Genomic DNA, 20873 nt, shown 5'->3' with positions numbered 1-20873 from the left:
AACCCGATGTCCGGCGGTGGCATGGCCGGGTGGAGCATGCTCCGGTCGATGCGCAACAGCGACGAGGTCTCCACCCACCGGCTCAAGCGCGGGGTGGCCCGCCGCATCGTCGCCTTCGCCCACCCCTACCGGCGCGACATCATCGTCTTCCTGGCCACAGTCGTGTTGGCCGCCATCATCGGCGTGGCCACTCCGGTGCTCGCCGGTGACGTGATCAACGCGATCAACCGGGGTGGTGCCGAGGCCGGGCGACTCGTGGTGCGGCTGGCCCTGTTCATCGCCGCGCTGGCGGTCGCCGACGCGCTGCTGTCGCTGGCCCAACGGTGGTATTCCGCCCGCATCGGCGAGGGCATCATCTTCAACCTGCGCACCCGGGTCTACGACCACGTGCAGCGGATGCCGTTGCAGTTCTTCACCCGCACCCAGACCGGTGCCCTGGTCAGCAGGCTCAACAACGACGTGCTCGGCGCCCAACGGGCGTTCACCTCCACCCTGTCCGGTGTGGTCAGCAACGTCATCCAGCTGGTGCTCACCGCGGCGGTGATGTTCACCCTCTCCTGGCAGATCACCGCGCTGTCACTGGTGCTGCTACCGATCTTCATCATTCCGGCCCGTCGGGTCGGTCGACGGCTGGCGGACATCACCCGCGAGGCGTACAACCTCGACGCCAAGATGAACGCGACAATGACCGAGCGGTTCGGAGTGGCCGGTGCGCTGCTGGTGAAGCTCTTCGGCCAGCCCGAGATCGAGGCCCGCCGGTTCGGCGACCGGGCCGAGCGGGTCCGCGACATCGGCATCCAGTCGGCCATGTATTCCCGCACGTTCTTCGTGGCGATGCTGCTGGTCGCCTCACTGGCGCAGGCGCTGACCTACGGCCTCGGCGGCTGGCTCGCGGTGACCGGCGGCGTCAGCGCCGGCACAGTGGTGACGCTCGCGCTGCTGCTCACCCGCCTGTACGGGCCGCTCACCGCGCTCTCCAACGTCCGGGTGGACGTGATGAGCGCGCTGGTCTCCTTCGACCGGGTCTTCGAGGTGCTCGACCTCAAGCCGGGCATCGTGGAGAAGCCCGACGCGGTGTCGGTGCCAGTGGGCGCCGGCCGGGTCGACTTCCGCGACGTGCGTTTCCGCTACCCGAGCGCCGCCGAGATCTCCCTCGCCTCCCTGGAGGAGGTCGCCACGCTCGACCGGACCGTCAACGAACCGGTGCTCAAGGGGGTCTCGTTCAGCGTCGAGCCAGGGCAGATGGTCGCGCTGGTCGGCCCGTCCGGGGCGGGCAAGTCGACACTGTCGATGCTCATCTCCAGGATCTACGACGTCAGCGACGGTCAGGTGCTCGTCGGCGGGGTGGACGTGCGCGACGCCACGCTCGCCTCCCTGCGCGACGAGATCGGTGTGGTCACTCAGGATTCGCACCTGTTCCACGAGACGATCGCCGAGAATCTCCGCTACGCCAAGCCGGACGCCACCGACGACGAGATCTGGGCGGCCCTGGCCGGGGCGCAGGTGGCCGATCTGGTTCGGGCGCTGCCCGACGGTCTGGACACCACGGTGGGGGAGCGCGGCTACCGGTTCTCCGGCGGCGAGAAGCAGCGCATCGCGATCGCGCGACTGCTGCTCAAGGCCCCGTCGATCGTGATCCTCGACGAGGCGACAGCACACCTTGACTCGGAGAGCGAGGCCGCGGTGCAGCGTGCGCTGTCGGTGGCGCTGGCCGGGCGTACCGCGCTGGTGATCGCGCACCGGCTCTCCACAGTGCGCGACGCCGACCAGATCCTGGTCCTGGACGGTGGGCGGATCGTCGAGCGGGGGCGTCACGAGGAGTTGGTGGCGGTCGGCGGGCTCTACGCCGAGCTGTACCGGACCCAGTTCGCTGTCGCCGACTCGCCCACCCCGTTCGTCGACGCGACCGGCCCCGAGCCGGTGGTCATGCCGCTGGGCACCTACCGTGCCGACGAGGTGCTGCCACCCGCCGCCGCCAACTGACCTCTGCGCCGCGTTGATCGACTCCGGTTCCCGGAAGTCGGGGTGTCCTGGTCGCATTGACCACCCGACTTCCGTGAAACCGAGTCGATCAGCCGGCCGGTAGCTCGGTGGCCGCCCGTAACTCGGCGAACGCCAGGCCCAGGGTGACCGGGGTGAAGTGCGCGTTCAGGCCGCTGGGGTTGGGCAGCACCCACAGCCGGGCGCCGGCCAGCGACTCCGGCTGCGGCCCGAAGGCGGCCTTTGGTCGCTGAAAACCGATCCGGTACGCGGTCACCCCCACCACGGCTACCCAGCGCGGCCGGTACCGGGCCACCTTGTCGGCCAGGATCCTCGCGCCGTCGAGGAGTTCCTCGGTGCTCAGCTCGTCCGCGCGGGCGCTGGCCCGGGCGGCCATGTTGGTGATGCCGAGCCCGAGCGCGGGCAACTCGCCCTGCTCGCTGGGGTGCAGCAGCCGGGGGGTGAACCCGCCCGCGTGCAGGGCGGGCCAGAACCGGTTTCCGGGCCGGGCGAAGTGCCACCCGGTGGCGGCCGACCACAGGCCCGGGTTGATGCCGACGAAGAGCACCTCCAGCCCCGGCGCGAGCACGTCGGGAATGGTCCGATCGGCGGCAGCCGCCAGGTCCGCCCGGCTGGGCCGGGTCGTTCCGGACGCCAGGTCCGCCCGGCTGGGCCGGGTCGTCCCGGCCGCCAGATCCGCCCGGGTGGACCGGGTCGTCCCGGCCGCCAGGTCCGCCCGGGTGGGCCGGGCGCTGATCGACTCAGGTTCCTGAAAGTCGGGGCGTCCTGGTCGCGTCGACCCCCCGGTTTCCTGGAAGCCGAGTCGATCAACGGCCGGGTCGTCGGACTGAGTGTTCTCGGGCGGCGTTGCCGAACGGGCACCTCGGGCCCGCTCGGCTGTCACAGCCCGCGCAGCGCGCCGCCGTCGACCGGCACTGTGATCCCGGTGAGGTAGCTCGCGGCGGGGGAGAGCACGAACGCGGCCACCCGGCCGAACTCGGCGGGGTCGCCGAGGCGGCGCAACGGGATGCTGGCCTCCGCGTCGGCGCGGGCGCGGTCCGGGTCGCCGGTCGCGGCGAAGAGTTCCCGGTTGCGGTCGGTCATGATCCGGCCGGGCAGCAGCCCGACCACCCGGACTCCACGCGGGCCGTAGTCGTCGGCGATGTCCTTGGCCGCGCCGACCAGGCCGGGCCGGAGACCGTTGGAGATGCCCAGGCCGGGCACCGGGCCGCGCGCCGAGGTGGAGAGCACCAGGCCGATCGCGCCGCCGTCGGGCAGCGCGGCGGCGATCGTGCGGACCGCCCGGATGGTGCCCAGGAAGACGGTTTCGAAGGAGAGCCGCCACTGTTCGTCGGTGATCGCCGCGGCGTTGCCCGCCGGTGGGCCGCCGACCGAGATCAGCGCCCCGTCGAGCCGGCCGAAGTGTTCCTGGGCGGCGGCGACGAGCTGCCCCGGGGTCTGGGGGTCGGTCAGGTCCGCGGTCAGCCCGACGGCGTGCTCCGGGCCACCCAACTGCTGCGCGGCGGCTGCCACCGCGTCCGGGTCGCGGGCCGAGAGCACCACTCGTGCACCGTCGGCGACCAGGCTTTGCGCGGTCGCGTAACCCAGACCGCGGGAGGCGCCGGTGAGGACGTACACGCGGTCGGTCAGTCCGAGATCCATAACTGCGATCCTGCCGCATCCGCTACACCGTCGCCAGCACGGGTGGACCCCCGTGGGGCCTGGCGCAGCAGGCGTACCCGGCCGGCGATCTGCACCGCGACGGCGCCGCCGGCGCGGCCCACCGCCGGCACCCGACGCGGACGCGGCGGCCGAAGCCCGTCGTAGCGCAGGCGCGCCTCCCGGATTGCCAACTCCTCGGCGGCGGCCGGGGGGAGCGCCTGCTGGTCGTGCAGCGCCCGGGCCAGATCCCAACCGTCGCGCAACGATCCGGCGGTGGGACGCCGGGCGGCCCAGTCGGCGAAGGTTGTCGCCCACCTGCCACCGAGGCCGGCGGCGAGCAGTGGCCAGTGCCGGGCCACCTCACCGGCCCGTTTCCGCAGCAGGGCCGCGCGGGTGGCGGCCAGCGGCCCCGGCGCGAACCCCGGCGGGGGTGGCCCCGCAGCGACCAGCGCCGCGACCAGTTCGGCCTGCCGTTCGGCCAGCCCGGCGCGGGGTGTCGGCGCGCAGTCGCCGTCGGGTGCGTCCGTCATGTCACTGCCGGAAAGCCCGCAGCGGTGGCCAGGGCGTCCAGTTCGGCGCGGAGTTCGGCGGCCGGCGGGTAGTGACCGTCGCGCTCCAGCAGCAGCGCCGGCGGTCGCCGCCGGGCGCAGAGCGCGCCGACCAGCTCCAACACCGCCGTCGGCACCGGGTCGGTGTGGGTGTCGTGGTAGAGACCGCCGTGCTCCGCGCCGCCGGCCACGTGGGCGTACGCGACCCGCTCCAGCGGCAGGCGGTCCAGCAACGCCAGCGGGTCGGTGCCCCGGTTTCGGGCGTTGGCGTGCACGTTGGCCACGTCCAGCAGCAGCAGTGCCCCGGTCCGGTCGAGGATCTCGGTGAGGAAGTCCGCCTCGGTCAACTCGTCGTCGGGCCAGTCGAGCAACGCGGCGATCGGCTCCAGCGCGATAGGCACCGGAAGCTCCGCCTGTGCCCGCGCCACGTTGGCGCAGACCGCGTCCACGGCTTCCCGGCTGCGCGGCAGCGGCAGCAGGTGGCCGGCCTCCAGGCCGCCGGCCCGGACGAACGCGATGTGTTCGCTGACCAGTGGGGCGTCCAGACGTTGCGCCACGGCGGCCAGGTGGGCGACCCGGGCCGGGTCGACCGGTTCGGCGCCGCCGAGGGAGAGCCGCACCCCGTGCGGTACGACGGTCACCGCGCGGTCCCGTAGCCGTGTCAGACCGGGCGGGAGCGGCCCGGAGGCGGGCACCCCCTCGGCCACCACCTCGACGAAGCGCAGGCCGGGCAGTTCGGCCACGAAGCCGGCGATCTCCGGACGCCAGCCGATGCCGATGCCGGACGGGCCGGTCATCCGCCGCACCCGCCGCCGCCCCCGCACCCGCCGCCTCCACCGCCGCAGGAGCTGCCACCGTCCCCACCGGAGCTGTCCCCGCCGCCGGAGGATCCGTCCGAGCCGCCCGTCCAGCCGCTGCCGGAGGCAGCCTGGCGCTGAATCTCGGCCTGCTCGGCGAAGCCCGGGTCGAGTGCCCAGAGCGTGGCGGTGCCGTACAGCGCCACGCCCATCGCCGCGCCGGCCGCTCCGTAGGTGGCGTAGGCGGGCGCGGAGGCCGGCGCGAGGTGGGTGTGCTCGCGGCGGACGCCGCGTAGCGCGGCTCGACCGGCGCGGGTGAGCATGGGCGCCCGGCGCAGCACCAGCGTGACGATCAGCAGCGTGACCACTGTCAGCAGCAGGTAGCCGACCGGGTGGTCGTTGAACAGGCCGGAGAACAGCCGGAGCACGCCGAGGCCCAGCAGGGCGATCAGGATCGTGGTCCAGAACCGGGCACGGGCGCGCTGCGCGTCGTTGGTGAGCAGCCCGCGCTGCTCCAGGCCGTTGCGGATCTGGTGCAGCGCGACGCGTACCCGCTCGTCCTTCGGCAGGTCCCCGACCCGCGAGTGCTGGTGCGCGGCCCAGTGGATGGCCTGCTCCAGCGGGGTGAGTCCGCTGGGTGCGGGCCCGCTGGTGGTCAGCCGGCGGTCCGGTCGTACGCCGATCGCCCCGCTGCCGCGCAGCCCGCCCAGCGCCGCGTGCACCGCGAGTTGGGGACCACCGTTGAGGTACGCGACAGGCTGCGGGCCGAGTGGCTCGGCGGTCATGGCAACCATCGACCCGGTTGTGAGACGGACCCGGTGGTACACGGCGATCGCCACCACCAGGATGGCCGCCGCGATGTAGTAGCGCAGGAAGGTCGGGCCGGAGATGCCCCAGGTGTCGCCGGACGCTGCGTGGACGTTCATCGACTGCTCCTGTCACCGGAGGGATCGGCGGCCCCATTGTGGAGCAGCCTCGCCACGGGCGTCCGACCGGTGTGCGTGCGGTCAGTGGCGGCGGACCGCCTCCTCGACGAGGTCGAGCACCGGGCCCAGGTCACCGGCCGGTCGGCCCATGGCCAGGTGCAGCACCAGGCCGTCGTAGGCCAGCTCCAGGAACTGGGCCAGCACATCGATCGGTACGTCCTCGCGCAGCACCCCGGCGTCGCGCTGGCGGGCCAGTCGGTCCCGGGTCGCCTCCGCGATCGCGGCGGACCGCTCCGCCCAGCGTCGGGCGAACGCCGGGTCGGTGCGCAGCCGCCGGGAGACCTCCAGTTGGCTGCCCAGCCAGCCGGTGGTGTCCGGCGAGACGGCGCGGGCGAGCAGGTCGCGCATCACCTGCACCAGACCGTTGCGGGCGACCGTCTCGACCATCGCAGCGGCGTCGTCCTCGGCGACGGCGAGGAAGAGTGAGTCCTTGTCGCGGAAGTGGTGGAAGATCGCGCCACGGGACAGGCCGGTGGCCTCCTCAAGGCGGCGCACTGTCGCCCCCTCGTAGCCGAGCCGGGCGAAACACGCCCGGGCCGCGGCGAGGATCTCCTGCCGACGGGCGTCGAGCTGGTCCTGGCTTACTCTGGGCACACGTCGATCGTTGCAGGTCAGACCGGGGCACGCAAACCGTACGTACGGCTTGGGATGTGGCCGTTTACCATCGCCCGGTGACCCAGCCCCGCACCCTGCCCAGTTCCCCGCTGACAGTGGCCGCCATCCAGGCCACCCCCGCGCCTGGCGACGTCGCCGGCAACGCGGTCATCGCCGCCGACCTGGTCCGTCGAGCCGGCGAGCGTGGTGCCCGGCTGGCCGTCCTGCCGGAGCTGTTCCTCTGCGCGTACCACCCGCCGGTCCTCGCCGCCGACCCGGCCGGCACTGACGTCGCGGCCGATCCGACCGGGATGGTCGCGGATCCCCGGCTCGACACGCTGCGCGTCGCGGCGCGCGAGGCCGGCGTCAGCGCGTTGGTCGGCGCGGCGGTCCGGCACCCGGACGGTCGGCGGACCATCGCGGCGCTGGTGGTCGACCGGACCGGCGAGGTGCGGGTCGGGTACGACAAGCAGCAGTTGTGGGGCGACGAACGGGAGCTGTTCACCGCCGGCGATCGGGGTGCCACGCTGCTCGTCGACGACTGGCGGCTCGGGCTGGGCATCTGCTACGACGGCTGTTTCCCCGAGCACGGCCGGGCCGCCGCCCTCGACGGCGCGCACGCCTACCTGTGCCCCAGCGGATACCTGGCCGGCTCCGAGCACCGCCGGGATCTGTACTACGCGGCGCGTGCCCTGGACAACACGATGTTCGTGGTCTTCGCCAACGCGGTCGGCGGTGTCGACCCGTGGCGGTTCAACGGCGGTGCGGCCGTCTACGACCCCGAGGGGCGGGTACTGGCTCGCGGGGCGGACGACGGCACCGCGGTGCTCGTGGCGACGCTGGATCCCGTAGTGCTCGCGGCCACCCGGGCGGCCCACTCGATGCTCGTCGATCGGCTGGCGGACCAGGGCGGCCCGCGGCTGTCGATGCCTGGCTGAGCCCTTCGTCAGGTCGATAGCCGCCGCATCTGTTGGCGGACACGTCGGTCCCGTAGGGTGCCCGAGTGCCACTGCTCCTGCTGGACCTGGACAACACCCTGCTGGATCGGGCCGGGCCGTTCCGCCGCTGGGGTGAGCGCTTCCTGGACAGCATCGGCGCGCCCCACACCGACATCGACTGGCTCATCTCGATCGACGCCGACGGTCTGACCGACCGCTGGGACCTCGCCGACGCCATCCGGGACCGTTACGAGCTGCGCATTCCCTCGATCGACCTGGTCGAGGAGCTGCACGACGGGGTGGTGGCGCAGACCCGGCTCGACCCGCTGACCGCCTGCGCGCTGCGGATCGCCGACGACGCCGGCTGGGTGCCGGTGGTGGTCTGCAACGGCACCGTGCGCGTCGAGGACGCCAAGATTCGCCAGACCGGGCTGGACCAGTACGTCGCGGACTGGGTGATCTCCGAAGAGGCCGGGGTCAGCAAACCCAACCCGAGGATCTTCGCGCTCGCCGCCCAGCGGGTCCGGATGCCGCTGCGGGGGGCCTGGGTGATCGGTGACAGCCCGGAGGCGGACATCGGCGGCGCCGCCGCCGTCGGGCTGCCCAGCGTCTGGCTGCACCGGGGGCGCACCTGGTCGGACGTCAGGTTCGCGCCGAGCCGCACCGTGGACGGGTTGATCGCCGCGGTCGCCACAGTCCTGGCCCGCTGAGGGGTTTCCGCGCCGGCGATCGTGCGTCCGAGCGGCCGTTCGGGTGGCGCTCGGTAATTCGGTTGACCGGTGGACGTGGTGGTACGAGCATTGTCCGCGCATGGTGCATCCCGGGCGTGTGCCCGGTCGAGAAGAGGGGGTCGGTCATGGCCGTCTTTGCAGGTCGCTTTCAGCTGCCGATCTCAGTCTCGACCAAGGGAACTTCACCACAGTGCGCGATCATGACCTTCCGGCGCTTGAGCGCCGAAGCCGCGGCAAGAGCCGCTTCGACGACGACGAACCGCAGTTTCTGAAGCGCGGGCGGCCCACCGAGCCGCTCGCAGACCCGGACAGCGAGCCCGACCCGGACACCGGCGAGCGCTGGTCGTCCTGGGACGACGCTGTGCACGGGCCACAGCCGCACCCCGCCTGGCTGGTCACCGAGTTGGCCGCTAAGGACACCGAGCTGGGTGTGCTGAAGACCGGTAAGGAGGCGGACGTCCACCTGGTCCGTCGGGCCGTGCCGGACACCGACCGGTCCTGCCTGCTCGCCGTGAAACGCTACCGCGATCCCGAGCACCGGTTGTTCCATCGGGATGCCGGCTACCTGGAGGGCCGTCGGGTGCGCCGGTCCCGGGAGAACCGGGCGATGGCCGGCCGGACGGCGTTCGGCCGGCAGATGATCGCCGGGCAGTGGGCGGCGGCCGAGTTCGCCGCGCTGAGCCGGCTCTGGGAGATCGGTGCCGGGCACGACCGGATCGCCGTGCCGTACCCGGTGCAGGTCCGGGGCACCGAGCTGATGCTGGAGTTCGTCGGTGACGCCGAGTCGGGCGAGGCGGCACCCCGGCTGGCCCAGTTGCGGCCCGGCCCGGCCGAGCTGCGTGACCTGTGGTCCCAACTGGTGGAGGCGCTACGGGTGCTGGCGCGGGCCGGCTACGCGCACGGAGACCTGTCGCCGTACAACCTGCTCGTGCACCAGGGTCGGCTGGTCGTGATCGACCTGCCGCAGGTGGTCGACGTGGTGGCGAACCCGCAGGGGCCGGAGTTCCTGGCCCGCGACGTGCGGGTGGTCGGCACCTGGTTCGCGGCCCGGGGTCTCCCCGCCGAACAGGTGGACCCCGGCATGTTGACCGGAGAGCTGCTGCACGAGGCGGGCCTGCGCTGATCGGAGCGGGTCGGGCGGCCACACCGCCCGACCCGCGACGTCGGCTATTGCAGGTAGCGCTCCACCTCGGGCTTGGGGCGTTCGCCCTGGGCGTCCGGGTCGCCGTGGGTCTCCCGGGCGGCCCGTCGGCGGCGCAGCAGATCCCAGCACTGGTCGAGGGACTCCTCCAGGGCGCGCAGTCGCTCGCTGGCCTCGCCCTCGGTGCCCGACTCGTGGGCCTGGGCGTCGGCACGCAGCTTGTGTTCCTCGTCGACCAGCTCGGAGATCCGGTTCAGGATGGTCTTGTCGTCCATGCCACAGAGCCTGGCACAGGGTGCCGGGCATCGCCCGGATTCGGGGGTACCGGTGCGTCCCGGGTCACCGACCCGCACCGGTCGGCCCGATGCCGCCCGTCGGATGCCGATGCCGCAACCGGGTCGACGGCGTGCGGCCGATCCGGCCGTCGCGCTGGTTGGTCGGCCCACCCCGGCGTAGGGCTGCGCCTTAACATCCACTCAGGACGCGGCAGGACGAGAACATCGATGAGTGTGCGTTCGCTTAGATGGAAATCGCGCCGTCCGCAAGTCTGGAGGTGCTCCTCGATTGGTGAGATGCTTCCGTCGGCCCAGAAGGTGAAAGTTTCATCAACCTGCCCGACCGAAGTGGATCGTTTCGGTCGTCGGGACGACGAGGAGACGTGGTTCGATGTCGCAGGTGTCCGAGGCACGCCCCGCCACCGTCAGCACCGAGCCCCGGACGATTCCGTTACGACGCGCGCTGCCGGCGCTGGTCCGCGATCCGCTGGGCGCGCTCGTCGACTTCGCGCAGGACGCGGACGGCGACGTCGTCCGGCTCAACCTCGGCTCGTTCCGCCCCTATCTGGTCAGCCATCCGGAGCACCTGCAACGCGTCCTGCGGGACAACGTTGCCAACTACACCCGGGACGGCGACGGGTTGCTCTGGCGACCCGTGCGTCGAATCGTTGGTGACGCCATCCTGGTCGCCGAGGGTGAGATCTGGGAATCCAGCCGGGGCGCGCTGCAACCGTTGTTCACCGCCAAGCGGGCCGAGACGCTCGTCGACAAGATGTCCGAGGCGATCAACGAGGCGGTCGACGAGTGGCTCGAACCGGCCCTCGCCGGTCGCCCGATCGACGGCGGCGCCGAGCTGACCCAGATCGTCCTGCGCACCACCATGCGGGTGCTCTTCGCCGACCGGATCTCGGTCCCCGACGCCCTGCGGATCAGCGCCGCGCTGAACACTCTCACCACCGCGATGCTCCCCCGGCTGGTGATGCCGGCCGTGCCGTACGCGGTGCCGATGCCCGGCGACCGGCGCTTCCGCGACGCGGTGCGCGCCATCGACGAGGTGGTGCTGCCGATCATCCGCGAGGCAAGGGCCCATCCCACCGACGGCGACGACATCATCTCCACGCTCTGTCGGCCGCGCGCCGACGGCAGCGAACCCGACGAGTACGCGATCCGCGGCGACGTGGTCGCGATGTTCTCCACCGCCACCGAGACCACCATCGCCCTGCTCTCCTGGCTCTGGCCGGTCCTGGCGTCCCGGCCCGACGTGGCCGAGCGGATGACCGACGAGATCGAGCGGGTGGTCGGCGCCGAACGGGTCGGCCGCGAGCACCTGCCCCAGCTGCGTTACGGCCGGATGGTGCTCGACGAGATGCTGCGGCTCTACCCGGCCGGCTGGATGATTCCGCGTACCGCGGTCGGCGACGACGTGCTGGGCGGAGTGCGGATCAAGGCCGGTGGCACCGTGCTGGTCAGCCCGTACGTCACCCAGCGGATGTCGACGTTCTGGACCGACCCGGCGCTCTTCGACCCGGAGCGGTTCGCGCCGGAGCTGCCCCGACGGCGCTACCGCTACTCCTACTTCCCGTTCGGCGGGGGCCCGCACCAGTGCCTCGGGCAGTACCTGTTCCTGCTGGAGGCGCAGCTCATCGTCAGCACCGTGCTGAGCCGCTACCGCTTCCGGCTGCGCGAACCGGCCGACCTCACGCCTCGGATGGGTGCCTCGCTGCAACCCAAGCAGCGCGCCGAGGTCATCCTCACCCCGGTCGAGCGTCCGGTCGCGTCGTGACGGAGACCCCGCGACCGGCGCGGGCCGGTCAGGACGCGGTCGCCGAGCAGGGCCGGGTGTGCGCGCTCGCCGTGCGCGGCGTACGCGACCTTCAGGACGTCACCGCCGCTCACCCGGAGCTGTTCGACGCCGCGCCGTTCGATCCGGCGCTGCTCAGCTCGGTGGCCACGGTGGTCGCATTCATCGCACCCTGGCACACCGCCGCCGAACTGCGGATCACCACTCGTACCGTGCTCTGGGTCTTCGCGGCCGACTGGCAGGTCGACTACCTCGCCCGGTCCGTGGACGACGTGCGGCAGGTGGTGAACGACTGCCTGGCGGTGGCCGACGGCGCGGTGCCCCCACCGGGGCGACACCTGGCCCGGCTGCTGGCCGACCTGCGCGACGAACTGGCCACGGTGCCGGCGTTCGCCCGGCTGCGCCCGATCTGGCGCGACGAGCTGGCCCGGATGCTCGCCGCCGCGGCTCGGGAGTGGGACTGGAAGAACCTGCCGACCGACCCGACCACCGGGCGACGCCTGCCGGACCTGGACCGCTACCTGGAGAACGCTGACAACTCTGGCAGCTCCTTCGTCAACGTCACCCACTGGATAGCCACCGGCGACGAGAAGACCCTCGTCCAGTTGACCGACCTGCTCGACGCCGGACGCGGCGTGCAGCGGGTGCTGCGCCTGGTCAACGATCTCGCCACGCAGAAGCGCGACGCCGAGTGGGGTGACCTGAACGCCCTCTCGCTGGTCGCCGACCCGGCGCAGGTGCACGACCGGCTGGCCGAGCTGACCGCCCGGTCCCGGGGGGACCTGGCCGCCCTCGCCGAGCGGTGCCCCCGCCAGGCGGACTACCTCAATCGGCAGATCTCCTTCACCGGGGGCTTCTACCAACTGTCCGACTTCTGGGGCGAGCGCGATGAGTGACGGCGCCACCCGGGTGTTCGCCGACCCGGCGACCACCGCCGACCCGGTGACCGATGCCGCGCGCGGGTTGATCGCCGGCCTGGCGCTGCGGCCGTGGGGGCAGGTCGCCCCCTCGGTGTACGAGAGCGGCCGGCTCGTCGCCGGTGCGACCTGGCTGCCGGGACACCACCAGCGGATCCGGTTCCTGCTGCGCGAGCAGCGCCCGGACGGCGCGTGGGGGCCACCCGAGGGGTACGCCCTGGTGCCCACGCTCAGCGCCACCGACGCTCTGCTCGCGGCGCTGGCCGACGGGTGGGCCGGCGTGGACCTGCTCGCTCCGATGGCACGCGCACTGGACGCGCTCACCGGTCGGTTGCTCGCCACGCACGCGCGGTCGTTGCCGGACACCCCGGCGCTGGATCTCATCGTCCCCGCGCTGGTCGAGTCGATCAACGGCCGGTTGGCGGGGTTGGACCGGGCGACCGCCGAGCGGTTGCCTCGCCCGCCGCTGGTGCTGCCCGCGGGGCTCGGGTCCAACCGGCTGCGCGCGGTACGCGCCGCGGCGGCCGCCGGTGCGGCGCTGCCGACGAAGCTTGCCCACTTCTACGAGGTGCTGGACGCGATACCGGTCGCCGCCGGACCGACAGTGACCGCCGTCGGCGCGTCGCCCGCAGCGACTGCGGCCTGGCTGACCGCCGCCGGTCCGGACGCCAGCCCGACCGCGCACGCCTTCCTGCGGGAGTTGATCCGCGAGGCTGACGGGCCGGTGCCCTGCCCGACCCCGATCACCGTGTTCGAGCGTGCCTGGGTGCTCAGCGGGCTGCGCCGCGCCGGTGTCCTGGTCAATCCGCCGGAGACCGTGCTGCGCACCCTGGCTGCCGCCACCGGCGCCGGGGGCGTCGCCACCGGCGAGGGACTGCCGACCGATGCCGACACCACATCGGTCACGCTGGACGCGCTGGCCCGGCTCGGCCGTCCAGCGGATCCGGCCGGCCTGTGGGCGTACGAGACGGCGGACGGCTTCTGCACCTGGCCGGGGAGCGAGGACGGCTTCTCGGTCACCACCAACGCGCACGTGCTGGACGCGTTCGGCCAGCACGTGGCCGCACACCCCGGCGCGGACGCCCGGTACCACCGGACGGTCGAGCGGCTGAGCGCGGTGCTGACCGGGCACCAGCGCGCGGACGGCACCTGGCAGGACCGGTGGCACGCCTCGCCGTACTACGCCATTGCCGGCTGCGTGCTGGCACTTGCCGAGTTCGGACGGGGGGCGGCCGCCGCCGAGGCGGTGGATCGGGCGGCCGGCTGGGTGTTGAACAGCCAGCGCGCTGACGGTTCGTGGGGGCGGTGGGACGGCACCGCCGAGGAGACCGCGTACGCCCTGCAGGTGCTGCTGGCGGTGCCGACGACTGTGCCACGGGTCGACGACGCCGTGGCGCGCGGACACGCCTACCTGCACGATTCCGCAGCCCGGGAGCACCCTCCACTGTGGTACGGCAAGGAGCTGTACTGTCCGACAGTCATCGTTCGCGCCGCCGTGCTCGCCGCCTGCCGACTGGCCCGCGACCGTGCCTCCGCCGTGGACCGATCGGTGGTGGATTGCGGTTACCAGTCAACAAAAACAGCAACTTGAGGGGTTGTGTGGACACTGCTAGCGTACGCAGAGCCTCAGCCCCGCACGCCCCGCTGTGGTGGGACGTCGCCCCCTCTGATCATTCGTTGATGAGCTGAGTCAACGCCCGGCCTGGGACGGTTCAATGCGTTCTCGCGGTACGAGTATCCGCACCAAGGTTGTCGCCCTGCTGCTCTCCCTGGTCGCGCTCTGGATGTTCGCGGCGTGGGTGACCCTGCGCGACGGCTTCAACCTGCTCGGTGTCCAGCTGATCAACAGCAAGGTCTACACGCCGAGCGAGCCGCTGTTGCAGGAGCTTCAGGTGGAGCGGCGGTTGACCCAGGCGTACCTGAGCAACCCCGAGGCCGCGCAGCGCACGGCGCTGGAGGCCGAACAGCGCAAGACCGCACAGTTGGCCGCCGAGTTCGCCGACTCGGTGCGCAACTGGCAGGTCGACGTCGCCGGTAACTCCGCACTGGACAATCAGCTCCGTATGACGATCGCGCAGGTCAACACGTTGGAGCAGACCCGCGCCGAGGTGCTGGACCGCAAGATCGACCGGATCGCCGCCGGCGAGGCGTACACCGAGACGATCGCGTCGATCTTCCAGATCTACGACGTGACGGGCAGCCTGGACGACAAGCAGATCGCCGGCGAGGCTGCGGCCCTGATCCAGCTCAACCGGATGAAGGAGCTGATCTCCCAGGAGGACGCGCTGCTCAGCGGCCTGTTCGGCAACGGCCGGATGAGTGGGCCGGAGTATGCCCGCTACGTCAGCCTGGTCGGCGCGGAGCGGTTCCTCGGCGAGGAGGTCCGGGTCCGGCTCGCAGACGTCGACCAGCGCCGTTACCAGCAGCTCGTCGAGGGTGAGGCGTTCACCCGGCTGCGCGCCGTGCAGGACAGCATCATCCGCGAGGGCCGGCCGTCGACCCAGCTGCCGATCGGCGCGGAGCAGTGGCGGGGCACTGTCGAGCCGGCGTTGGCCGAGGTGAACAACACAGTGACCACCGGCGGTGAGGGCATCGTGGACCGGGCCACCGGTGTCGCCGTGATGGTCGTCGTCCGGCTGGTTCTCGCCACCGGCCTCGGCCTGCTCGCCGTCATCGCCTCGGTCGTCGTCTCCATCACCACGGCCCGGACCCTCCTGCGTCAGCTTGAGCGGCTGCGGCAGGCTGCCTGGCAGCTCGCCGACGAGCGGCTGCCCCGCGTGGTCGAGCGGCTCGGCCGAGGCGAGGAGGTCGACGTGGCCACCGAAGCGCCCCCGCTGGAGTTCGGCACCGACGAGATCGGCCAGGTCGGCAAGGCGTTCAACGCGGTCCAGGAGACCGCCCTGCGCACCGCCGTCGAGCAGGCCGACCTGCGGCGCAACGTCCGCGAGGTCTTCCTGAGCCTGGCCCGACGCACGCAGGCGCTCGTCCACCGCCAGCTCACCCTGCTCGACGCGATGGAGCGCCGCGAACACGACGCCGAGGAGCTGGAGGATCTGTTCCGGGTCGACCACCTGGCCACCCGGATGCGGCGCAACGCGGAAAACCTGATCGTGCTCTCCGGCTCCACGCCCGGTCGGGCCTGGCGGCGCAACGTCCCGATGGTTGACGTGGTGCGCGGCGCCGTGGCCGAGGTGGAGGACTACACCCGGGTCAACGTGCTGCCGCTCGGGCCGGTCTCGCTCGCCGGCCGCGCGGTCGGCGACGTCATCCACCTGCTCGCCGAGCTGATCGAGAACGGCCTGTCGTTCTCCCCGCCACACACGACCGTCGAGGTCCGCGGCCAACTGGTCTCCAACGGGTTCGCCATCGAGATCGAGGACCGGGGCCTCGGCATGAGCGAGGAGGACCTGGCCGCGGCGAACCACCGCATCGTCGACCAGTCCGAGCTGAACCTCGCCAACGCCGCCCGACTCGGGCTCTACGTGGTGAGCCGGCTGACCGAACGGCACGGCGTGCGGGTTCGGCTCAAGGAGTCCGCGTACGGCGGCACCACAGCTGTCGTGCTGATCCCGTTGGAGCTGGTCACCGAGGTCGACACCTCCCCGGAGGACTCCGGATCGTTCCGGACCGGCTCGGCCATCCCGATGCCGTCGGCGCCCGCCACTGACAGCGGCCGTCCGGCGTCCCTCGCACCGGTCGCGCTCGCCGCGCCGACGGCCACCGCGTTGGAGGCCTCGGTGACCTCGGCGGCGCCGATGCCGGCCGACACCACCGCGCCGACGACGGACGAGGAGGCCGAGGCGGACACCGTTCTCCCCACCCGACAGCGGACCACCCCGGCAACCGGCACCCCCGACCTGCCCACCCGCGCCCGGCGCGGGCCGGCGCAGCCAGCCCTGGAAGCCCCGACCGTGCCCACCGGCCTGCCCGCCGTCGACCGCAGCCGCACGGAGACGCCCGGCGGAGAGCCGGCCCCGGCCGGCGACGGTGGTCCGATGCCCGCACGGGCCGAGGCGGAGCGGACCGACTCCGGTCTGCCCGTTCGGGTCCGACAGGCGAACATCGTTCCCGAGTTGCGAGACGACCCGGCGGTATCCGAGACCGACGACGAGGATGTGGTGCGCCCACCGGAGCAGGTTCGCCGGATGATGAGTTCCTACCAGACCGGCACCCGGCGGGGGCGGACCGACGCGGCTCGGCTGCTCGGCGGCGCCTCCGGCGCCCCGGCGGCGACGCCGTCCGAGCCGACCGACGAGGATTCACAAGCGACCTGACCGAGCACCGACGACGCGGGTTTCCGCGCGGTGTGACGGTCGAGCCCCAGACGAACAACGGCGCACAGCCGGGCGAGAAGAGGACGACGAAGTGACCCAGAAGACGGCTTCGAGCGCCGACCTGACGTGGTTGCTGGATGACCTGGTGGGCCGGGTGAAGCAGGCCGAGCACGCGGTCGCGCTCTCCACCGACGGCCTCTTGATGGCCTCCTCCCAGGGGTTGAGCCGGGACGACGGCGAGCACCTCGCGGCGATGGCGGCCGGCATCCAGAGCCTCGCCCGAGGCGCCGGTAAGCGTTTCGGTGGTGGGCAGGTGCAGCAGACCATCATCGAGATGCAGTCGTCGTTCCTGTTCGTCACGGCGGCCGGCCGCAACGCCTGCCTGGCGGTACTGGCCAGCGAGGACGCCGACGTCGGCCTGATCGCCTACGAGATGGCGATGCTGGTCACCCGTGTCGGCAAGTACGTCGCATCGCCCTCACGCGGCACTGATCAGCAGGTCGGCGAGAGGTAACGGCGATGACGGTCCAGGGGGAGTCCGCAGACCATCAGTGGGTGGATGACCACGCGGGTCCGGTGGTGCGTCCGTATGCGGTGACGCGTGGTCGGGCCCGCCCGGTCACCGGCACATTCGACCTGATCTCCCTGGTCACGGCCACCCGAGCCGAGGTCACGCCCGAGGTCGGTCTCGGTCCCGAGCATTTGGCGATCGTCGGGCTGTGCCAACGCATACAGTCCGTCGCCGAGATCGCCGCCCATCTCGACCTGCCGGTGGGCACCATCCGGGTGCTCCTCGGTGATCTGGCGGCCCGCAGCCTGGTGCAGGTCCGCGAGCCGCAGACCACGGCCGGTCTTCCCGACAACAGCATCTTCGAGGCGGTAATCAATGGACTACGGGCACTCTGACCGGCCGGCGGGAGCGACGCCACTGCCCACCGCGATCAAGATCCTCGTCGCGGGCGGCTTCGGCGTGGGCAAGACGACGATGGTTGGCGCGGTCAGCGAAACCCGGCCGTTGCGCACCGAAGAGGTGCTGACGGAGTCGGGCGTCGGCATCGACGACCTCTCCGGGGTGGAGGGCAAGACCACCACCACGGTGGCCATGGACTTCGGCCGGATCACCATCAGCGACGACCTGGTGCTGTACCTGTTCGGTACGCCGGGGCAGGACCGGTTCTGGTTCGTCTGGGACGAGTTGGCGTTGGGCGCGATCGGCGCTGTGGTGCTGGCCGACACCCGTCGTCTCGCGGACTGCTTCCCCTCGATCGACTACTTCGAGGGTCGGGGCACGCCCTTCGTGGTGGCGGTCAACTGCTTCCAGGGCGCTCGGACGTACCGGCTGGACGAGGTGCAGGCCGCGCTGAACCTGGACCCGGGGGTGCCGGTGCTGCTCTGCGACGCCCGGCAGCGTGAGTCCAGCAAGGAGGTGCTCGTCACGCTGATGGAGCACGCCATGAAGACCCGCGAGGCCCGCCGCCGCGCCGCCAGCGGAGACTGACCGAAGTTTTTCGGGGGAGGGTGTCCGGAACGCTGCCGGCCGATCGTCATGCTGGCGACACCCCGCGAAACCAAGGGAGCGACCAGATGAAGTACATGATGTTCGTGTGCAGCGACGCCAAGCCGGACACCGACCCCACGGAGCTTCCGGACATCGAGAAGTGGGTGGCGGAGAACGACTCGCGTGGCCGCCGCCTGACCGGCGACGTGCTGGCGCCGACCAGCGCGGCGACCACCGTTCGTGTTCGCGACGGTGAACTGCTCGTCTCCGAGGGTCCGTTCGCGGAGACCGCCGAGGTGATCGTGGGCTTCGACCTGCTCGACTGCGCCGACCTGGACGAGGCGATCGAGGTGGCCCGCACTCACCCGATGGCCCGCCAAGGGCGGCTGGAACTGCGTCCGTTCGCGGCAGTGTCCAACTGACCGAGTTGTCGACGTCGCAGCGCCGGCCGGTGCGCACTCCGGCACCGGCCGGCGCGGTGGCGGCGGAGGCCGTCGCGGTCGCCAGCGTCGAGGCGTACCCCCGGATCGTCGCGACACTGATCCGGGTGACCGGGGACTGGGCGTTGGCCGAGGACTGCGCGCAGGAGTCGTTGACCGTCGCGTTGGAGCGTTGGCCCACCGACGGTGTGCCGGCCAACCCGGGCGGCTGGCTCATGACGGTGGCGCGCAACCGGGCGATCGACGTGCTGCGCCGGGCCACTGTGGAGCGGCGAAAGCTGCACGACCTGGCGTTGCTCACGCCGGACGAGGCGCATCCCGAGCCCGAGGTGGGGCAGGACGTGGTGGACGACCGGCTGCGTCTCGTCTTCACCTGCTGCCACCCGGCGCTCGCGATCGAAGCCCGGGTGGCGTTGACGCTGCGAACGGTCTGCGGCGTGCCGACCGCCGACATCGCGCGCCTGCTGCTGGTCAGCGAGTCGACGATGACCCGCCGGTTGACCAGGGCGCGCACCCGCATCGCCCAGGCCGGCATCCCGTACCGGGTGCCGAGCGGGCCGGCGCTGACCGAGCGGCTGCCCGGCGTCCTCGCCGTGCTGTACCTGCTGTTCACCCGGGGTTACGTCGCCGACGGCGAGCCGGCCTTCGCCGACGAGGCGGTCCGGCTGGTCCGGCTGCTCGACCGGCTGATGCCCGACCAGACCGAAGTCGCCGCGTTGCTCGCACTGGTGCTGTTCCAACACTCCCGGCGGGACGCCCGCCGCGACACTGCCGGCAACCTGCTCATCCTGGAGCGGCAGGACCGCGACAGGTGGGACCGTGCCGCCATCGCCGAGGCCCTGGTCGCCCTCGACCGGGTACGCCACGACGGGCCGTACGCGTGGCAGGCCCGGATCGCCGCCTGCCACGCCACCGTCGCCTCGGCCGACGAGACCGACTGGCCGACGATCGCGCGGGCCTACGACGCGCTCGCCGACCTCCGCCCCTCGCCGGTGATCGCGCTCAACCGTGCTGTCGCGCACGGCTACGCGTACGGGCCGGCCGCCGGGTTGGTGGTGCTCGACGCGGCGCGCGCCGACGGCGGGCTGGACGGCCATCCGCTGGCCGTGGCGGTGCAGGCCGATCTGGTGGCCCGGCAGGGCGACCGGCTGCGCGCGGCAGGACTGTTCCGGGAGGCAGCGGCAGCGATGGGCTCAACCGCCGAGCGCCGGGCGCTGCTCGACCGGGCCGACGAACTCGCCCGGTAGGAAGTGGGGTCAGCCGCGCTTGGCCAACACCAGGAACCGGGCCCAGGCCGCCGGGTCGAAGGCGAGCGCCGGACCGGCCGGGTCCTTGGAGTCGCGTACGCCGATGACGCCCACGAGGTTGTCGGCCACCTCGACGCAGTCGCCGCCGTTGTTGCCACTCCTGCTGCTCTTGCGCCACCGAGCGCCGGTCAGATCCATGATGCTGCCGCTTCTCTGATGAGGTTGAGGGACTGCGCCCGGGACAGGGCTCCGTCGCGAATGCGTTCCCACCGTCGATCGAGGGTAGCAACGTCGGCTGCCTTGTCGATGAGCTGCGCCTGCGCCTGGCTGTCGACGTGCGCGACCCGCGCCCCGTCCGGCATCTCGGCCACTGTGAACGGCCCACCCAGGCCCGGGTACATGCCGACGTCGGCGGGCACGACGAAGAGCGACACGTTCGGCAGCGCGGCCTGCTCGGCAAGCCGTTCGCACTGCTCCCGCATCATGGCCCGGTCACTGTCGATGGTCCGCCGGAGGATTGCCTCGTCGAGGACCGCGACGAGCAGCGGCGGGCGTTCCCGCCGCAGGACGGCCTGCCGGCTCAGCCGCGCCTCGGCGAGATCGTCGGCCTCGGCCGGTGTCAGCGCCTCGCCGCCCAGCGTCGCCAGCGCGTATGCCTTGGTCTGGAGAAGCCCCGGTATCCACGCGAGCTGGAACGATCGCAGCGACAGCGCCTCACGCTCGATCTCGGCCCAGGGGCGGAACCAGGCCGGCGTCCGGCGCTTCAACGCCTCCGGCCACAGCTCGTCGACGTTTCGTCCGAGCAGCTCGGCGACCCGAGCGCGATGACGCGTCTGCGGAATTCGTCCCGTGCTCGCCCACTTGGCTGCCGTCTTCGGATCGACACCGATCTGAGCAGCGAGACTGTCCGCCGTGTGGCCCTTCTCGACCATGGCCGCCTGCACGGCTCGATTCATCTCAGGCCCCTCCAGAACGTTCCAGACGTCAGAAGGAGATACTTCTACGCGGTGTGATCGCTTGGCAACCCTCGGCAGGGTGCTGTGT

22 protein-coding genes are annotated in these 20873 nt (G+C 72.1%); 13 read left to right on the top strand and 9 right to left on the bottom strand.

Going from position 1 to position 20873, the window contains the following annotated elements; all coding sequences use genetic code 11:
* The first annotated feature begins 6 nt into the window (after positions 1-6).
* Positions 7-1983, top strand: a complete 1977-nt coding sequence (locus AB0B94_RS14475; protein ID WP_238671562.1) for an ABC transporter ATP-binding protein — start codon at positions 7-9, stop codon at positions 1981-1983.
* Between the two features lie 88 nt (positions 1984-2071).
* Here the strand turns inward: AB0B94_RS14475 and mug are convergent, their stop codons facing one another.
* The 6 genes from mug to AB0B94_RS14445 form a co-directional block, all read right to left on the bottom strand.
* Positions 2072-2674 (bottom strand): G/U mismatch-specific DNA glycosylase, encoded by a 603-nt coding sequence (gene mug / locus AB0B94_RS14470; RefSeq protein WP_357278442.1) that lies wholly within the window; start codon positions 2672-2674, stop codon positions 2072-2074.
* Positions 2675-2880: 206 nt separating this feature from the next.
* Positions 2881-3642 carry an SDR family oxidoreductase gene (locus AB0B94_RS14465; RefSeq protein WP_238671551.1) on the bottom strand — a complete coding sequence of 254 codons (762 nt, stop codon included), beginning with the start codon at positions 3640-3642 and terminating at the stop codon, positions 2881-2883.
* Entirely contained in the window at positions 3627-4172 is a 546-nt protein-coding gene (locus AB0B94_RS14460; protein WP_357277504.1) for a hypothetical protein, read from the bottom strand. Before AB0B94_RS14460 ends, AB0B94_RS14465 begins: the two co-directional genes overlap by 16 nt.
* A complete protein-coding gene (locus tag AB0B94_RS14455; protein WP_238671549.1) occupies positions 4169-4987 on the bottom strand; it encodes a DUF692 domain-containing protein in 819 nt (272 codons plus the stop codon). The genes AB0B94_RS14460 and AB0B94_RS14455 overlap by 4 nt, the downstream gene beginning before the upstream one ends.
* Complete coding sequence (locus tag AB0B94_RS14450; protein WP_357277497.1) at positions 4984-5913, bottom strand: TIGR04222 domain-containing membrane protein; 930 nt, start codon at positions 5911-5913, stop codon at positions 4984-4986. Before AB0B94_RS14450 ends, AB0B94_RS14455 begins: the two co-directional genes overlap by 4 nt.
* Before the next feature lie 81 nt (positions 5914-5994).
* Positions 5995-6567, bottom strand: a complete 573-nt coding sequence (locus AB0B94_RS14445; RefSeq protein ID WP_091403732.1) for a TetR/AcrR family transcriptional regulator — start codon at positions 6565-6567, stop codon at positions 5995-5997.
* A gap of 77 nt (positions 6568-6644) precedes the next feature.
* Here AB0B94_RS14445 and AB0B94_RS14440 point away from each other — a divergent pair, with 77 nt between their 5' ends.
* From AB0B94_RS14440 to AB0B94_RS14430, 3 genes are all read left to right on the top strand, one after another.
* Complete coding sequence (locus AB0B94_RS14440) at positions 6645-7505, top strand: carbon-nitrogen hydrolase family protein (RefSeq protein ID WP_357277487.1); 861 nt, start codon at positions 6645-6647, stop codon at positions 7503-7505.
* A 65-nt stretch (positions 7506-7570) separates the two neighbouring features.
* Entirely contained in the window at positions 7571-8215 is a 645-nt protein-coding gene (locus AB0B94_RS14435; protein ID WP_091403736.1) for an HAD family hydrolase, read from the top strand.
* A 211-nt stretch (positions 8216-8426) separates the two neighbouring features.
* Positions 8427-9359 carry an RIO1 family regulatory kinase/ATPase gene (locus tag AB0B94_RS14430; protein ID WP_238671545.1) on the top strand — a complete coding sequence of 311 codons (933 nt, stop codon included), beginning with the start codon at positions 8427-8429 and terminating at the stop codon, positions 9357-9359.
* 44 nt (positions 9360-9403) lie between these two features.
* Here the strand turns inward: AB0B94_RS14430 and AB0B94_RS14425 are convergent, their stop codons facing one another.
* Positions 9404-9652: a DUF2630 family protein gene (locus AB0B94_RS14425; protein ID WP_091403743.1), complete on the bottom strand. Its 249-nt coding sequence runs from the start codon at positions 9650-9652 to the stop codon at positions 9404-9406.
* A gap of 445 nt (positions 9653-10097) precedes the next feature.
* Between AB0B94_RS14425 and AB0B94_RS14420 the strand changes: the two genes are divergently transcribed.
* From AB0B94_RS14420 to AB0B94_RS14380, 9 genes are all read left to right on the top strand, one after another.
* The gene (locus AB0B94_RS14420) at positions 10098-11435 is read left to right on the top strand and encodes a cytochrome P450 (RefSeq protein ID WP_357278436.1); all 1338 of its coding nucleotides are present in this window, start codon (positions 10098-10100) and stop codon (positions 11433-11435) included.
* Positions 11432-12349: a terpene synthase family protein gene (locus AB0B94_RS14415; protein ID WP_357277476.1), complete on the top strand. Its 918-nt coding sequence runs from the start codon at positions 11432-11434 to the stop codon at positions 12347-12349. The genes AB0B94_RS14420 and AB0B94_RS14415 overlap by 4 nt, the downstream gene beginning before the upstream one ends.
* On the top strand, positions 12342-13961 hold the full coding sequence (locus AB0B94_RS14410; RefSeq protein ID WP_357277468.1) for a prenyltransferase/squalene oxidase repeat-containing protein: 1620 nt from the start codon (positions 12342-12344) through the stop codon (positions 13959-13961). Before AB0B94_RS14415 ends, AB0B94_RS14410 begins: the two co-directional genes overlap by 8 nt.
* 124 nt (positions 13962-14085) lie before the next feature.
* Positions 14086-16644 carry a nitrate- and nitrite sensing domain-containing protein gene (locus tag AB0B94_RS14405; RefSeq protein WP_357277457.1) on the top strand — a complete coding sequence of 853 codons (2559 nt, stop codon included), beginning with the start codon at positions 14086-14088 and terminating at the stop codon, positions 16642-16644.
* 91 nt (positions 16645-16735) lie between these two features.
* Positions 16736-17158, top strand: coding sequence for a roadblock/LC7 domain-containing protein (locus AB0B94_RS14400; RefSeq protein WP_091403761.1), 423 nt, complete (start codon positions 16736-16738; stop codon positions 17156-17158).
* Positions 17159-17163: 5 nt separating this feature from the next.
* On the top strand, positions 17164-17550 hold the full coding sequence (locus AB0B94_RS14395) for a DUF742 domain-containing protein (protein WP_030337267.1): 387 nt from the start codon (positions 17164-17166) through the stop codon (positions 17548-17550).
* On the top strand, positions 17531-18142 hold the full coding sequence (locus AB0B94_RS14390; RefSeq protein ID WP_030337265.1) for an ATP/GTP-binding protein: 612 nt from the start codon (positions 17531-17533) through the stop codon (positions 18140-18142). The genes AB0B94_RS14395 and AB0B94_RS14390 overlap by 20 nt, the downstream gene beginning before the upstream one ends.
* A gap of 95 nt (positions 18143-18237) precedes the next feature.
* Positions 18238-18564, top strand: coding sequence for a YciI family protein (locus AB0B94_RS14385; protein ID WP_357278431.1), 327 nt, complete (start codon positions 18238-18240; stop codon positions 18562-18564).
* Positions 18565-18593: 29 nt separating this feature from the next.
* The gene (locus tag AB0B94_RS14380) at positions 18594-19829 is read left to right on the top strand and encodes a sigma-70 family RNA polymerase sigma factor (protein WP_357277446.1); all 1236 of its coding nucleotides are present in this window, start codon (positions 18594-18596) and stop codon (positions 19827-19829) included.
* A gap of 9 nt (positions 19830-19838) precedes the next feature.
* Here the strand turns inward: AB0B94_RS14380 and AB0B94_RS14375 are convergent, their stop codons facing one another.
* Together AB0B94_RS14375 and AB0B94_RS14370 are read right to left on the bottom strand one after the other, a co-directional pair.
* Complete coding sequence (locus AB0B94_RS14375; RefSeq protein ID WP_357277440.1) at positions 19839-20027, bottom strand: DUF397 domain-containing protein; 189 nt, start codon at positions 20025-20027, stop codon at positions 19839-19841.
* A complete protein-coding gene (locus AB0B94_RS14370) occupies positions 20018-20785 on the bottom strand; it encodes a DUF5753 domain-containing protein (protein ID WP_357277435.1) in 768 nt (255 codons plus the stop codon). Before AB0B94_RS14370 ends, AB0B94_RS14375 begins: the two co-directional genes overlap by 10 nt.
* Between the last annotated feature and the right edge of the window lie 88 nt (positions 20786-20873).

The sequence above is a fragment of the Micromonospora sp. NPDC048986 genome, assembly GCF_040649335.1.
Taxonomy (GTDB): domain Bacteria; phylum Actinomycetota; class Actinomycetes; order Mycobacteriales; family Micromonosporaceae; genus Micromonospora; species Micromonospora alfalfae.
The sequence above is the reverse complement of the archived record's forward strand: the minus strand, read 5'-3'. Positions and strand labels throughout refer to the sequence as shown.

Bases quoted from the DNA above. Each gene is read 5' to 3' on its own strand.
- AB0B94_RS14475 (WP_238671562.1), top strand. From the start codon at position 7: ATGTCCGGCGGTGGCATGGCCGGGTGGAGCATGCTCCGGTCGATGCGC.
- AB0B94_RS14465 (WP_238671551.1), bottom strand. From the start codon at position 3,642: ATGGATCTCGGACTGACCGACCGCGTGTACGTCCTCACCGGCGCCTCC.
- AB0B94_RS14460 (WP_357277504.1), bottom strand. From the start codon at position 4,172: ATGACGGACGCACCCGACGGCGACTGCGCGCCGACACCCCGCGCCGGG.
- AB0B94_RS14455 (WP_238671549.1), bottom strand. From the start codon at position 4,987: ATGACCGGCCCGTCCGGCATCGGCATCGGCTGGCGTCCGGAGATCGCC.
- AB0B94_RS14450 (WP_357277497.1), bottom strand. From the start codon at position 5,913: ATGAACGTCCACGCAGCGTCCGGCGACACCTGGGGCATCTCCGGCCCG.
- AB0B94_RS14425 (WP_091403743.1), bottom strand. From the start codon at position 9,652: ATGGACGACAAGACCATCCTGAACCGGATCTCCGAGCTGGTCGACGAG.
- AB0B94_RS14410 (WP_357277468.1), top strand. From the start codon at position 12,342: ATGAGTGACGGCGCCACCCGGGTGTTCGCCGACCCGGCGACCACCGCC.
- AB0B94_RS14405 (WP_357277457.1), top strand. From the start codon at position 14,086: ATGCGTTCTCGCGGTACGAGTATCCGCACCAAGGTTGTCGCCCTGCTG.
- AB0B94_RS14395 (WP_030337267.1), top strand. From the start codon at position 17,164: ATGACGGTCCAGGGGGAGTCCGCAGACCATCAGTGGGTGGATGACCAC.
- AB0B94_RS14390 (WP_030337265.1), top strand. From the start codon at position 17,531: ATGGACTACGGGCACTCTGACCGGCCGGCGGGAGCGACGCCACTGCCC.
- AB0B94_RS14385 (WP_357278431.1), top strand. From the start codon at position 18,238: ATGATGTTCGTGTGCAGCGACGCCAAGCCGGACACCGACCCCACGGAG.
- AB0B94_RS14375 (WP_357277440.1), bottom strand. From the start codon at position 20,027: ATGGATCTGACCGGCGCTCGGTGGCGCAAGAGCAGCAGGAGTGGCAAC.
- AB0B94_RS14370 (WP_357277435.1), bottom strand. From the start codon at position 20,785: ATGAATCGAGCCGTGCAGGCGGCCATGGTCGAGAAGGGCCACACGGCG.